This window comes from Streptomyces sp. A012304 (assembly GCF_026008495.1).
In the GTDB taxonomy this organism is placed as follows: Bacteria; Actinomycetota; Actinomycetes; order Streptomycetales; family Streptomycetaceae; genus Streptomyces.
Genome location: NZ_BQUN01000111.1, coordinates 70,137 through 83,832, shown reverse-complemented (window position 1 = coordinate 83,832; position 13,696 = coordinate 70,137). Strand labels below are relative to the sequence as shown.

12 protein-coding genes and 2 pseudogenes are annotated in these 13,696 nt (G+C 69.8%); 10 read left to right on the top strand and 4 right to left on the bottom strand.

Annotation, left to right across the window (positions count from 1 at the left end; all coding sequences use genetic code 11):
- The first annotated feature begins 111 nt into the window (after positions 1-111).
- The gene (locus ALMP_RS28095) at positions 112-795 is read left to right on the top strand and encodes a response regulator (RefSeq protein WP_264933301.1); all 684 of its coding nucleotides are present in this window, start codon (positions 112-114) and stop codon (positions 793-795) included.
- Position 796: 1 nt separating this feature from the next.
- Positions 797-994, top strand: a pseudogene (locus ALMP_RS28090) (sensor histidine kinase KdpD); the annotation flags it as partial.
- Positions 995-1,026: 32 nt separating this feature from the next.
- Here the strand turns inward: ALMP_RS28090 and ALMP_RS28085 are convergent.
- Entirely contained in the window at positions 1,027-1,896 is an 870-nt protein-coding gene (locus tag ALMP_RS28085) for an alpha/beta fold hydrolase (protein WP_264933299.1), read from the bottom strand.
- A 388-nt stretch (positions 1,897-2,284) separates the two neighbouring features.
- Here ALMP_RS28085 and ALMP_RS28080 point away from each other — a divergent pair, with 388 nt between their 5' ends.
- From ALMP_RS28080 to ALMP_RS28070, 3 genes are all read left to right on the top strand, one after another.
- Positions 2,285-3,784, top strand: a complete 1,500-nt coding sequence (locus ALMP_RS28080) for an MFS transporter (protein ID WP_264933297.1) — start codon at positions 2,285-2,287, stop codon at positions 3,782-3,784.
- A gap of 135 nt (positions 3,785-3,919) precedes the next feature.
- Positions 3,920-4,489: a TetR/AcrR family transcriptional regulator gene (locus tag ALMP_RS28075; protein ID WP_264933295.1), complete on the top strand. Its 570-nt coding sequence runs from the start codon at positions 3,920-3,922 to the stop codon at positions 4,487-4,489.
- A 349-nt stretch (positions 4,490-4,838) separates the two neighbouring features.
- Positions 4,839-5,927, top strand: a complete 1,089-nt coding sequence (locus tag ALMP_RS28070) for a 4Fe-4S binding protein (RefSeq protein WP_264933293.1) — start codon at positions 4,839-4,841, stop codon at positions 5,925-5,927.
- 128 nt (positions 5,928-6,055) lie between these two features.
- Here the strand turns inward: ALMP_RS28070 and ALMP_RS28065 are convergent.
- A pseudogene (locus ALMP_RS28065) lies at positions 6,056-6,909 on the bottom strand (IS5 family transposase).
- Between the two features lie 258 nt (positions 6,910-7,167).
- On the opposite strand from ALMP_RS28065, the gene ALMP_RS28060 reads away from it, so the two are divergent.
- From ALMP_RS28060 to ALMP_RS28050, 3 genes are all read left to right on the top strand, one after another.
- Positions 7,168-7,530 (top strand): YciI family protein, encoded by a 363-nt coding sequence (locus ALMP_RS28060; protein ID WP_264933291.1) that lies wholly within the window; start codon positions 7,168-7,170, stop codon positions 7,528-7,530.
- 2 nt (positions 7,531-7,532) lie between these two features.
- Positions 7,533-8,780 (top strand): RNA polymerase sigma factor, encoded by a 1,248-nt coding sequence (locus ALMP_RS28055; RefSeq protein WP_264933289.1) that lies wholly within the window; start codon positions 7,533-7,535, stop codon positions 8,778-8,780.
- 216 nt (positions 8,781-8,996) lie between these two features.
- Positions 8,997-9,419 (top strand): PIN domain nuclease, encoded by a 423-nt coding sequence (locus ALMP_RS28050; RefSeq protein WP_264933287.1) that lies wholly within the window; start codon positions 8,997-8,999, stop codon positions 9,417-9,419.
- Between the two features lie 195 nt (positions 9,420-9,614).
- On the opposite strand, the gene ALMP_RS28045 is transcribed toward ALMP_RS28050, so the two are convergent.
- The gene (locus ALMP_RS28045) at positions 9,615-10,217 is read right to left on the bottom strand and encodes a TIGR03086 family metal-binding protein (RefSeq protein ID WP_264933285.1); all 603 of its coding nucleotides are present in this window, start codon (positions 10,215-10,217) and stop codon (positions 9,615-9,617) included.
- 165 nt (positions 10,218-10,382) lie between these two features.
- Positions 10,383-11,078: an SDR family NAD(P)-dependent oxidoreductase gene (locus ALMP_RS28040; protein ID WP_264933283.1), complete on the bottom strand. Its 696-nt coding sequence runs from the start codon at positions 11,076-11,078 to the stop codon at positions 10,383-10,385.
- 102 nt (positions 11,079-11,180) lie between these two features.
- Between ALMP_RS28040 and ALMP_RS28035 the strand changes: the two genes are divergently transcribed.
- Positions 11,181-12,059: a helix-turn-helix domain-containing protein gene (locus tag ALMP_RS28035; RefSeq protein WP_264933281.1), complete on the top strand. Its 879-nt coding sequence runs from the start codon at positions 11,181-11,183 to the stop codon at positions 12,057-12,059.
- Positions 12,060-12,239: 180 nt separating this feature from the next.
- Positions 12,240-13,628 carry a hypothetical protein gene (locus tag ALMP_RS28030; RefSeq protein ID WP_264933493.1) on the top strand — a complete coding sequence of 463 codons (1,389 nt, stop codon included), beginning with the start codon at positions 12,240-12,242 and terminating at the stop codon, positions 13,626-13,628.
- The last annotated feature ends 68 nt before the right edge of the window (positions 13,629-13,696 follow it).

Below are 13,696 nucleotides of genomic sequence, written 5' to 3'. Positions count from 1 at the left end.
GGAGGCGGCGGGACGGGAGGCGTCCCGGCCCGCCGGCTCCCACCGCCCTGAAGTCGGTCGCCCCGCCTCCGGCGCGCACGGGCCGACGCACGACAGGAGAGGCACACACCCATGACCCGGGTGCTCGTGGTGGAGGACGACCCGCAGCTCGTACGGGCCCTCGTCATCAACTTGCAGGCACGCCACTACGGCGTGGACGCCGCCCCCGACGGTGCCACGGCCCTCCGTCTCGCCGCCGCGCGTCAGCCCGACGCCGTGCTGCTCGACCTCGGTCTGCCCGACATGGACGGCGTCGACGTCATCGAGGCCCTGCGGGGCTGGAGCCGGGTCCCGGTCCTGGTCCTGTCCGCCCGGCAGGCGTCGAACGAGAAGGTGGCCGCGCTCGACGCCGGCGCCGACGACTACATCACCAAGCCGTTCAGCATCGACGAGCTGCTGGCCCGGCTGCGCGCCGCGGTCCGCCGTACCGATGACTCCTCGCACCCGCGCGGGACGATGCTCGTCGAGACGACGGACTTCAGCATCGATCTGATCGCCAAAAGAGTCGTCAGGGACGGGCGGGACGTACGGCTGACCCCGACCGAGTGGCATCTGCTGGAGATTCTGGTGACCAGTCCGGGCCGGCTGATCACGCAGAAGCACCTCCTCCAGGAGGTCTGGGGCGTCTCGCAGCGCAGCAAGAACAACTACCTGCGGGTGTACATGGCCCAGCTGCGCCGCAAACTCGAGGCGGACCCCTCCCATCCCCGCTATCTGATCACCGAGCCCGGCATGGGCTACCGCTTCGAGGGATGACATGGCACGCGGCAAGCTCCGGATCTACCTCGGCGCCGCACCCGGCGTCGGCAAGACCTACGCCATGCTCTCCGAGGCGCACCGCCGTATCGAGCGGGGCACCGACTGCGTGGTCGCTTTCGTGGAACACCATGACCGCCCGCGCACCGAGGTGATGTTACACGGCCTGGAACGGACACCTCGCAAGGATGTCCGCCATGCTCTGCTCCTTGTCGGTCAGGGGTCGCGGGGTCAGGCCACCGCGATCAGCAGGTCAGCCAGCACGTCGGGCCGTTCCAGGGCGATGAAGTGGCCGGCCTTCGGCACCTGTGTGAAGTCGGCGGCCGGCAGCAGTTCCTTGTTGGCCTGCCGGTCCGAGGGGCGGGACCAGTCCTTCTCGCCGTAGACGAAGTGGACCGGCGCCTTGACCTCGCGATAGCGCGAACGCGCCGCGATGAGGCTGGGCAGGGCCTGGTACACGGCCCGGGCGACGGTCGGGTAGCCCGGTCGGGCGCCCACCTGGAGGAGCTCGTCCACGTAGTCCTCGCGCAGCGCGCTCGTGTCGCCGAGCCCGCCCTGAAGGATCTTGCTGAGGGCGGGCCTGGGCTCCACCCCGGCGATCACCGGGCCCACCCCCGGGGCGAGAACACCGCTGACCACCACGCGGGCGAGGAGGCTGGAGCGGGCGATGCCGCCACGGAAGTCGTAGGTGTTGACCGCGACGACGCGCCGTACCCGCTCCGGCAGGTCGGCCGCGGTGGTCAGAGCGAGCACCGCCCCCATGGACTCCCCGGCCAACGTCACGTCGTGGAGGTCGAGTTCGGTGAGCAGCCGCTTGACGCCCGCGCGCATGGCCGGCTCGTCGTACGACGCTCCGGGCACGATCTCGGAGTAGCCCATCCCCGGCAGGTCGAGGGCGTACACGGTGTAGTGGTCGGCGATCAGTGGGATGAGGTGGCGGAAGTGCTCGGCCTGGGTGCGCACGGTGTGCAGCAGAACCAGGGGGGCGCCGGTGCCCGCCTTGAGATAGCGCAGTTCTCCCTCGCGGCCGCTGCGAGGGGAGATCGTGTGGCTGGTGATCCCCGGAATGTGAATCGTGGGACGGGACTCTTGGCTGGGCATCTCGCCGGCTCCTTGTGCGTGAGGGGATTACCAAAACGGTCATGACTCTCACCGGAGGATGAGAAACCGATCAGTTTCCATCAAGGTAAACCGGTCGGTTTCCGTGCGCAAGCCCCGTCAGGGGCTCGGCTTCAGCGGGGCGTTCCGTACCCGTGGACCCCTGGGACGACGAGCCCTCCGCCCGCCCATCCGGCCGGGCACACCCAGGGCGCCGCCGCAGGCCGAACAACCCTGCCGCGAGGGAGCAGCCAATGGCTTGTCGAGGCGGCACCGTCGGCGAGCCAGAAGCACCCCCTCACTTGCACCCAGGAAACCGATCTGTTTCCCTTGACGGAAACAGATCGGTTTCCGGCTGGTGTCCAGCCTACGACCAGCAGCAAGGGAAGACATGACTACGACCTTCGACCGCGGGGCGCCCGCCTCCGGAAAAACAGACTCGGGCCGCCGCGGCTCACATGCCGTGCGCTGGTGGGTGCTCGTCGTGCTGGGCGTGGCGCAGCTGATGGTCACGCTCGATGCGACGGTCGTGAACATCGCGCTGCCCGAAGCGCAGCATGACCTCGGCTTCAGCGATGGCAGCCGGCAGTGGGTCATCACGGGGTACGCCCTGGCGTTCGGCAGCCTGCTGCTGCTCGGGGGCCGGCTCGGTGACCTGTTCGGCCGACGTACGACGTTCGTGGCCGGCCTGTTCGGTTTCGCGGCCGCATCCGTCGTCGGCGGTGCGGCCGGCAGCTTCGAAATCCTCGTCGCGGCACGCGTGGGCCAGGGCGTCTTCGCCGCGCTGCTCGCGCCCGCGGCGCTCTCCCTGCTCAGCGTGACCTTCACCGACCCGGCCGAACGGCCGAAAGCCTTCGGCATCTTCAGTGCGTTGTCCGGTGCGGGTGCCGCGGTCGGGCTGCTGCTCGGCGGCATGCTCACCGAATGGGCGTCGTGGCGCTGGGTGATGTACGTGAACGTCGTTTTCGCGGGCGTCGCGCTGGCCGGTGCGCTGCTGTTGCTGGCCAAGCCCGTGGGCACCGAGCGGCCCAGGATCGACCTTCCTGGCACCGTCGTGGTGAGCGCCGCACTGTTCGGCATCGTCTACGGGTTCGCGCACGTGGAATCCACCAGCTGGACCGACCCGGTCGCCCTCGGCTCCATGATCAGCGGCGTGGTGCTGCTCGCGGTGTTCGCCTGGCTGGAGCTCAGGGTCACGCATCCGCTGTTGCCGCTGCGCGTCGTACTGCACCGCACCCGAGGCGGTTCGTTCCTCGCCGTGTTCGTCCTGGGCATGGGTATGTTCTCGATCTTCCTGTTCCTGACCTACTACCTGGAGGCCAGCATCGGCTACTCCCCCATCGAGGCCGGTCTGTCCTTCCTGCCGATGGTCGGCGGCATCGTCGCCGCCTCGACCACGGTGCCCTCGCTGCTGCTGCCCAGGGTCGGCCCGAAGATCGTGGTCAGCGCCGGCTTCCTGGTCTCCGCGTCCGGCATGGCCCTGCTGACCCGGCTCACCCTGGACAGCACCTACGTCGCCGACATCATGCCGGGCATGATCCTGCTGGGCCTCGGCATCGGTGCGGTGATGACCACCGCGTTCCAGGGGGCGACCGCAGGCGTGCGCCACGAGGACGCGGGTGTCGCCTCGGCGCTGATCAACACCAGCCAGCAGGTGGGCGGCTCGATCAGCACGGCGCTGCTGACCACCGTCGCCTCATCGGCCGCCACCGATTACCTGTCCTCGCACAAGCCCAGCGCACTGACCGTGGCCCAGGCCGGGGTCGAGAGCTACACGGCCACCCTGGCGTGGGGCGCCGGGATCTTCGTGGTCGGTGCGGTGCTCACGGCATTCCTGATGCCGAACACGGCTCTGGCGCCATCGGAGGGCGAGCCGGTGATCGCCCACTGAGCCGGAGACCGCGATGGGGGTGTGACGTCCGGGCGCACCCCCGTCAAGGCGCCGCCCGGCTTCTACCGCTCCCTCTCGACACCCATCGTAAACCGATCGGTTTCCAATAGGTCGGAATCGAGTTAACCTCGCCATATGACCACCGAAGCAATGCCAGGTTCCCGAGAGCGCCTGCTGGAGGCAGCGGCCACGCTCACCTACCGAGACGGCGTCAACATCGGCGTCGACGCGCTGTGCAAGGCGGCGGGGGTGTCCAAGCGCTCCATGTACAAGCTGTTCGAGAGCAAGGGCGAACTGCTGGCGGCGAGCCTGGAGGAACGCGCCTCCGCCTACGTGACGGCACTCCTTCCCGCGGCGGACGACAACCGTCCACCCCGCGAGCGGATCCTGCACGTCTTCGAACAGGCGGAGGCACAGGCGGGCGCACCCGACTTCCAGGGCTGCCGGTACCTCGTCGTACAGATCGAGCTCAAGGACCCGAGCCACCCCGCGAGCCAGGTGGCCCACAGGGTCAAGGAGAACCTGACGGCCTTCTTCCGCGCCGAGGCCGAACAGGGCGGGGCGAGCGACCCGGACCTGCTGGCCCGCCAGCTGATCCTGGTTTTCGACGGCGCCAGCGCCCGTGCGGGAATCAAGGCAGACACACAGGCCGGGCTCGTCGCTCCCACCGTGACCACCCTGCTCGACGCGGCGGACATGCGCTGACGCATCGCGTGACGAGCAGCTGCGGCGATTGACGGGCGCGACGAGCAGCCGCGGCGAGCGATGCGCTCGGCGAGTCGCAGCCGGCCCCCGGCGACCGAGCAACTCCCATGGCCTCTCAGGCCCGTTACCCTCCGAGGGCCGGCGCCCCGGCCCGACCCGCGGGCCGAGCCCTGACCGCCTGACGATCGATCACCGGCGCCCGCGAGGACCTTGACCGACAGTCCGAAGGAGTCCGAAGGAGAGGCTCACCACTTGGGCTTGCGTGCGAAACCGATCGGTTTACGGTGGCGAAACCGATCGGTTTCTCGCCGTGACGGTGAGCCTCGTACCCGCTTCCCCAGGAGGACGGATGACTGCCGCGCCCGACGCCGAGGGGCAACCCACTCACCCCAGGCTTCCGCCGAAGCTGGCGGCCCACCCGTCGGTGCGGGCCGCGCTCGCCCGGCGCAGGAGCGGTGACGTGGGCCGCCCGCCCGCGGTGATCGACGCGGCCTGGCTGCGCGAGCTGTGCCTGGCGGCCGGGGCGGACGACGTCGCCGCGGTCAGCCTGGACCACCCCGACCTGGCCGGTGAGCGTGAGTACGCGCTGTCCGCGTTGCCCGGCACTCGCGCCCTGATCGCGATGGCGGTCCGGATGAACCGCGACAACTGCCGCTCCCCCGCCCGCAGCGTGGCCAACCAGGAGTTCCACCAGACCGACGAACAGGCCAACCACGCCGCCCGCAGTGTCACCCAGGCACTCCAGGACGCCGGCTACCGCGCCCTCAACCCGTCGGTCGGCTTCCCCCAGGAGATGGACCGCTTCCCCAGCGAACGGATCTGGGTGGTGGCGCACAAGACGGTCGCGGTGGCCGCCGGGCTCGGCGTGATGGGCCTGCACCGCAACGTCATCCACCCGAAGTTCGGCAGCTTCATCCTGCTCGTGACCGTCCTGGTGGACGCGGAGGTGAGCGCGTACGGACAGGCACTGGACTACAACCCCTGTATCGACTGCAAGTTGTGCGTCGCGGCCTGCCCGGTCGGCGCCATCGCCAAGGACGGCGCCTTCGACGCACTGGCCTGCACCACGCACAACTACCGCGAGTTCATGAGCGGGTTCACCGACTGGGCACAGACCGTGGCCGACAGCGAGGACGCCGCCGACTACCGCTCCCGCGTCAGCGATTCCGAGAGCGCCTCCATGTGGCAGAGCCTGAGCTCGCCCCCCGGCTACAAGTCCGGCTACTGCCTCGCGGTCTGCCCCGCAGGCGAGGACGTCCTCGGCCCGCACCTGGGGCAGTCACCCCTTTCACGACCGCAAGGGACTGCACCGCGTCCCGGCGAAGACGATGCCGGAGAAGACCGCCACACGGGCATGACGGCAGGTCACCCAGGACGGGCCATTACTCGGAATGGCCCCGGTGTGCGTCGCCCTGCAGACCTACGTTGGCACCCTTGATCAACTCGCACATAACCCCCCACCCCGACAGCACGCGTCATACGTGAAAGGCCCCCCTCGCCATCTGTGGACCGGCCCCGTGTGACGTGCCGCACACTCAATGCACGGCGGAACTCTAGGGTCCGTCTTCAAACGGATCTTGCCCAGAGCAGGAATGACGCGAGACTGACCGCTGCCTCGTAGGAGGTAGCGGTCTTGTCGTATCTGGTGGCGATGCCACGGAAGCCTTTGAGATGGTTGAAACAGCGCTCGACGACGTTGCGTCGGCGGTACCTGCCGGTCGAACGCCGGTGGTCGGCCGCCGCGACGGCCGCGGTTGTGCCGGTGCCGCTGCTGGTCGGCTTTCTCCGGGATGGTGCAGGCGATGCCGCGTTTGCGCAGGTAGGCGCGGAATCCTCGGGAGCTGTAGGCCTTGTCGGCGATGACCTGGTCGGGTTTGGAGCGGGGCCGTCCAAGTCCGGTCCGCGGAACCCGGATGCGTTCCAGGAGGGGACGCGCGCAGATGCTGTCGTGGCGTTGGCCGGGTGTCAGCAGGATCGCGAGCGGGCGTCCCTTGCCGTCGCAGGCGAGGTGGATTTTGGTGGTCAGGCCTCCTCGCGATCGGCCGAGGGCGTGATCGTCTGGTTCGTCCGGCCGGTGGATCCCCCTTTTCGGCCGGTGGCGGCGGCGTGTTGGTGGGCGCGGACGATGGTGGAGTCGATCTGGACGAGCCAGTCGATGTCGCCGGCCGCGTCGGCGCGGGCCTGGATCTGCTGGAGTGCCCGGGTGAACCGTTCAGGGCGTAGCGGCGGAAGCGGGTGTAGACCGTCTTCCACGGCCCGTAGCGTTCCGGCAGGTCACGCCAGGAGATCCCGGTTCGGATCTTGTAGACCATCCCGTTGATGACCTGCCGGTCCTCCACACGCGGACGGCCCGTCGCGGCCCGCGGTATGAGCGGAGCGAGTAACTCCCACTCCTGATCGGTGAGTTCATGACGGCGTATCACCCGACCGTGATCCACTGTCGGCGTACAGGGCAATGTGCACAGCCAGGTACGCGTGAACGTACACAAGCCCCTGTCCCGTCGAAGGGGTGCCGGGTAGGTTGATCGTTTGTGTCGCTGGGGTGCTCGAGCCTGTCTTCGGCGGCTCGGAAAAGAAGTTCAAGAAAGTTGTCATCGGATGTCGAGGACCCACTTCCGGCTCCGACTGAAGGGTGACAGCGTGCCGACGGGGCGCGCGGAGCCGAGGGGATACTCGAGATGAAGTACGTAGCGATGATCTACGGCAACCAGGCCAAGTGGGACTCCTTCCCGGCCGAGGCGTGGCCGGAGGCCATCGCCAAGCAGGAGGCGTTCAACAAGAAGTACCGCGAGAGCGGGGAACTTGTGGGCGCCTACGGCCTGGCGGACGCGGCCAACGCCCAGCTGGTGCGCCGCAAGGACGGGGCCCCGGCGGTCACCGACGGCCCGTACCTGGAGACCAAGGAGTACATCGCCAGCTTCTACCTGCTCGACTGCGAAAGCCTGGAGCGCGCGCAGCAGATCGCGGCGGACATGCCCTTCGCCGACGTGGAGCCCGTCGAACTGTGGCCGGTCATGCACGAGTCCGCGGCGGACGTGTGAGCATGGACCGAAGCGCCGAGGATCTGCTGCGCGAGCTGGCGCCGCAGGTCCTCGGCGCGCTCGTCCGCCGGTACGGCGTCTTCGACACGTGTGAGGACGCCGTCCAGGAGTCGCTGCTCGCCGCCGCGCTCCAGTGGCCGGCCGAGGGAGTACCGGACAACCCCAGGGGCTGGCTGGTCACCGTCGCCTCTCGCAAGCTGGTGGACCACGTACGCAGCGAACAGGCACGCAGGAACCGCGAAGACCGCATCGCCCTGGCCACCCCGCAGGCGGAGATGCTCAGCGCCGCCGCCGACGCCACGCCCCAGGCGGACCGAGACGACTCCCTCGCGCTGCTGTTCCTGTGCTGCCACCCAGGGCTGTCCCAGCCCAGCCGGATCGCGCTGACGCTACGCGCGGTCGGCGGCCTGACCACCGCGCAGATCGCGGCCGCATTCCTGGTCCCCGAGGCGACCATGGCCCAGCGCATCAGCAGGGCCAAGCAGACCATCAAGACCTCCGGCACACCGCTGCGCATGCCGCAGGCGGCAGAGCGCGCCGAGCGGCTGGGCGAGGTGCTGCACGTGCTGTACCTGATCTTCAACGAGGGGTACACCACCACAGACGGCACCGACCTGACCGCGCCGACACTGTCGGCCGAGGCGATCCGGCTTACCCGGTTGCTGCACCGCCTGCTGCCCGACGACGGCGAAACCGCAGGGCTGCTGGCACTGATGCTACTCACCGACGCCCGCCGCCCGGCACGTACAACACCCGACGGTGACTTGGTGCCACTGGCGGAGCAGAACCGCAGCACGTGGGACCGCCGACTCATCGCCGAGGGAACCGACTTGATCAGCCGCACCCTGCCCCGCGGTCAGGTCGGCGCCTACCAGGTGCAGGCGGCCATCGCCGCCGTCCACGACGAGGCTGAGCACGTCGATGCCACGGACTGGCCGCAAATCCTGGTGCTGTACGGGCTCCTGGAACAGATCGCGCCGAACCCGATGGTCACCCTCAACCGGGCAGTCGCCGTCGCCATGGTGGACGGACCCGCCGCCGGGCTGGACCTCCTCGCCGCCCTGCAGTCCGACAAAAGGATGGCCGGCCACCACCGCCTGCTCGCCACCCGGGCGCACCTCCTGGAACTGCTCGGCGAGCACGACGCGGCGGCGGACGCCTACCGCGACGCCGCCCGACGCACCACCAGCACACCGGAACGGCGCCACCTCACCAACCGCGCAGCACAACTCGCCCCTCTCCACAGCTGATCAACAAAGCCGCAACCGCCAGCCACCGGGACGAGACCACGCGCCCATGCCGTGCACGTTCGGTTGTACCTGCCTGTGCATACTCGGGCGTACGCCGACATCCACCATTCGATGATCTTTGAAGACGGACCCTAGTGCCGGACGGGCACAGCCTGTGGCGGTTCACCGGAAACGTCTCGACCTCGACCTCTTCGAGGACAAGGGGAACTACCGCCGGTGAACGCCGCGCAATACCTGATCGACACCAGCGCGCTCGCCCGCATGCTGCGCGGCGACGCCGAGCAGTACGGATGGGACCAGGCGGCTGCCGCCGGACTCATCGCCACCTGCCCCATCACCGAGCTGGAGTTCTTCTACAGCGCGCGGTCGGCCGCCGACCGCGCGCAAGGCAAGGAAGACATGCGCCTGCTCTTCGGCTGGGTGCCGGTTGACGACCGTGCCTACGACCGGGCCTGGCGGGTCCAGGAGATCCTCACCCAGCGCGGACAGCACCGCAGCGCCGGGGCCGTCGACCTCGTGGTGGCCGCTACGGCCGAGTTGCAGGGACTGACGCTGCTGCACCGCGACCCGGACTTCGAGTGCATCGCCGCAGTCACCGGCCAGGCGCTCCAGTGGTACGGCCCCGCAGCCGGCAAATGAACCAACGGCGAGCGTCGGCCGTTCCCGAGGAAGCCGTGACCGTCGGCCCTGCGACGTGGCACGGGATCGACCCCTCTCTGTGCACGCGCGAAGGCTCTGCCCAACCGGACGTCCGACCGAGCCCCGCCCAACGCCATGCCCGTCTGTGAACGCGCTCTGCCCACCGGTCTTCGCACCCCGTGCCCATAGCGTGCCCTAAGAGACGCTCCAGCGGGGATCGCGGCCGAGGTAACGCAGGAGGGCCGCCACGTCGTCGTCGCCCGGCTCCGGGGTCAGGGCGGCGGTGTACGCGCGGGGGCGCAGCGGCTCGACGATCTCCCTGGCGATCTTGAGGAGGGGGCGGGCCAGTTCGGGCGTGAGCGGCGACGGCTGGCCCGTCGCCACGGCGATGTCCCAGGCGTGGACCGCCGCGTCCAGCCCGCACGCCGCCGAGCCGGACCACGGGGACAGCCTGTGCGGCGGCACCGGCGTGGGCACCTCGGCGACGTCCCGGTCGACCCCGGCCCACGCCTTCGCCGCGCGTGCCAGGGCGTCCTCCAGGAACGCCGCCGGGTCCGCCCCCTCCATCTCGCCCGACGGGGCGAACGGGTCGAAAGCGGGGCCGGGTTCGCCGGTCAGCGCGGCGGCGTAGCCGATCTGGTCGCCGACGGCGTGCTGGAGCACCTGGGTGACGGTCCAGGCCGCGCAGGGCGTCGGCAGGCGCCAGCCGTCGGTGGGAACGGCGCGGACCGCCGTGCGCAGTGCTTCGTGGGAGGCGTCCAGGACGTCCCAACCGCTGGAGAGGATGCCATCGCTCATCGGACAGTTCCCTTTCGTGGTGCCGTGACAGTGATGGGTGTGTCCGGCCTGCGCCGGGCCGGCCGACGGGTCCGGCCCGGCCGGAACCTTGTCGAGCATGGCATCGACTGGCGTCGTTGCGGTTTCGGCCGTCCGTGCCGGGCACGCCCCGGATTCGGAGGTGGATCACCAGGCCATCTCACCGTGACGGTCCCGGAAGGTCCCGGTCGGCCCGTCCGCCCCGATGGTGGCGAGTTCGACGATCGCGTCGGTCCCCTCGGTCACCGTCTGCGGGCCGCTGTGCCCGTTGAAGTCGGTCGCGGTGTAGCCCGGGTCGGCCGCGTTCACCTTCACGTCCGGCCAGGACTTCGCGTACTGCGTGGTCAGCATGGTCACAGCAGCTTTCGACGCCGTGTAGAGCGGCGCGATGGCCCGGCCCTCGACGCGCCCGGGGTCGTGTGTGGCCGCGAACGACCCCATGCCGCTGGAGACATTGACGATGACGGGGCTCGCGGACTTGCGCAGCAGAGGCAGGAACGCGTGCGTCACCCGGACGATCCCCACGACGTTGACCTCGAACACCGTAGACGCGTCCGCGGCCGTGAGCTGCTCGGCGGGGAGATGCGGCCCGAAGACACCGGCGTTGTTGATCAGGACGTCGATGCCGCCCTCGCGAGCCCCGATGTCGGCGGCGGCCGCGGCCACCGACGCGTCGTCGGTCACGTCGATCTGGACGAAACGGGCACCGAGTGCGTCGGCGGCCGCCTGACCGCGCTCTGGATCACGAGCGCCGATGAGGACGGTGTGGCCGGCCTCGATCAAGCGGCGGGCGGTCTCATACCCGAGGGACTTGTTGGCTCCGGTGATGAATGTGGTGGTCATGCGCCCACTCTCGGCCCGTGACGAGAGGACAACCAGTGCCCTCCCCGACGGTAGGACTGCCAGTACCAGGCACAACGGCTGCACGGCGGACACAATGGCCGGGTGGACGAGACCCTTGGCACGGCGTTGCGCCGCTGGCGCGACCGGCTCTCTCCCGCCGATGTCGGGCGGACCTCGCGGCCGGGACGACGTGCGGTGGGGTTGCGGCGCGAGGAACTCGCCGAACTCGCGGGACTGTCGGTCGACTATGTGGTGCGGCTGGAGCAGGGCCGCGCCACGAGCCCTTCGGCGCAGGTCGTCGCGAGCCTGGCCAGGGCACTGCAACTGCGGCCCATGGAACGCGATCACGCCTACCGGCTGGCCGGCCTCCTTCCGCCACAGGAGGGGACGGTCTCCACGCATGTTCCGGCCGGGGTCCAACGGATGCTGGCTCGCCTCGGGGAGTTCCCCGTGGGCGTGTTCAGCGCCGACTGGACCTTGCTGTCCTGGACTCCCGCATGGTCAGTACTGATCGGCGACCCCAGCGCACGGACACACGACGAACGCAACCTGGCGCGGGCGGTCTTCGCCACAGGGCCCAGCCGGCTGGCGTCCTGGCCCGTGCTCCAGGACGACAACGCCCTGAAACCCGCCCTCGTCGCCGACCTGCGCACAGCTCTCATCGACTACCCCCACGACCGCGGCCTGACCGACCTCGTCGAGGAACTGCGCTCCACCAGCGCGGAGTTCACCCGACTGTGGGACGAGGGCACGGTCGGCCCGCACGTCTCGGCCCGCAAGACCATCGTGCACCCCCAGGTCGGCGAGGTGACCTGCGACTGCGACGTGCTCACCGTCCCGGGATGCGACATCCGACTCGTCGTCTACACGGTGGCCGCGGGTTCCACCGACGCGGAGAAGCTGGAGTTCCTCCGGGTCACGAACGGCGTTCGCGCGGACGACCCCTCACCTCCCGCTCCCGGCCTGTTCTCCACGCCATGAGCACCGGGGCAGGAGCCCAGGGGTTCCGCGGTGGTCGGCCGGGGGTCTGTAGGGCTCGCTCGGCTCGGTTAAATCCTCATGCGTCGGCCGACGGCACCCCAGTACGATCCCCTCGCCGCTCGCACATCAGTGCGCATCGGGCACGGTGTGCGGGCATTCAAACGGGAGGATCACTTGACCATGTCCTTCGGCGCGAGACCCCGTGCCGTCCTCGCTTCTCTGGGAACTCTCGGGCTGGCACTGACCGCCGCCGCGTCGCCCGCGAGCGCGGCCGACGGGACGCCCACCACACCGACCCAGCTGTTCAACGGCTACCGGCACTGCTCGACCGACGCGGACCGGCCCTCGTACCGCTGGGCCGGCGACGGCCTCGTCGTCGAGGGCATTCCCGGGACCACCGACCCCGGCGGCGACTCCCTGGTCGGCGTGCGGTACCAGGTCTGGCCGGTCTCCGACCCGACGCGGATCACGACGGTCACCCGCGACCGTGTCCGCACCGGCTTCGAGGCCCCCGTCACCCTGCCCGCCAGTGCGCTCGCCGACGGGCAGAGCTACGCGTGGCAGGCGCGGACGGTGGTCGGGGACGCGGTCTCGGACTGGTCGGCGCCCTGCTACGTCACGATCGACAACACCCGCCCGGCGAACGCGCCCACCATCACCTCGCCGAACTACCCGCCGGACGTGTGGAACGAGGGCGGCGAGCCGGTCGAGTTCACGCTGAGCGCGGGCGGTGTCGACGACGTCGAGGGGTTCGCGTTCTCCTGGCAGCAGGACCTGCCGGTCATCGGCACGAGCATCGGTGAGTACGGCATTCCGCAGCCCGTCGACCCGTACTCCGACACGAAGTACTTCAAGCGTGCCGACGCGCTCGGCGGTTCGGCCACGCTCCGCCTGGTCCCGCCGGCCGGCTCCGGTCCGATGACCCTGTGGGTGCGCAGCCTGGACCGGGCCTACAACGGGTCGGCGGTCACCAGCTACCGCTTCAACGTCGGCTCCACGAGGCCCACCGTCACCCCGGCCGTCCCGGAGCCCGAGTTCGGTGAGCCGACGCGGTTCACGCTCCGGCCCGACCCGGGGCTCCAGGCGAAGAGCCCGGTCGTCAGCTACTCCGTGAAGACCGCCGGCGGTCAGAACGACAGGACCTTCGAGGTCGCGGCGGCGGCGGACGGCACGGCGACCGTGGAACTGGCAATGGACGGCGTCTACAACCAGAACGTCCAGGTGACCAGCAAGAGCGCGAACGGCTGGGTCAGTGACGCGGCATGGTGGGGCATCAGCTACGACACCACGCCCACCGTCGCCTCGGACGTCTACCCCGAGAACGGTTCGGGCGGCGGCGTCGGCGTCCCCGGCACCTTCACGTTCACGCCGAAGGTGAAGGACGTCGTGAGCTACACGTACACCTTCAACGACGGTGCCCCGGAGGTCACGGTCCCCGCGGGCGCCGACCACACCGCGAGCATCGACTGGACCCCGACCACGGACGGCTGGCACGACCTCACGGTCTACGCGACGACCCGCTCCGGCATCCGGCTGGCGGCCTACGACTACTTCTTCACCGTGAACTGAGAACCCGCACCGACCGCGCATCGGCCGCCCCCGCCCGTCGAAGCCACCGATGGGCGCGGGCGCGTGGG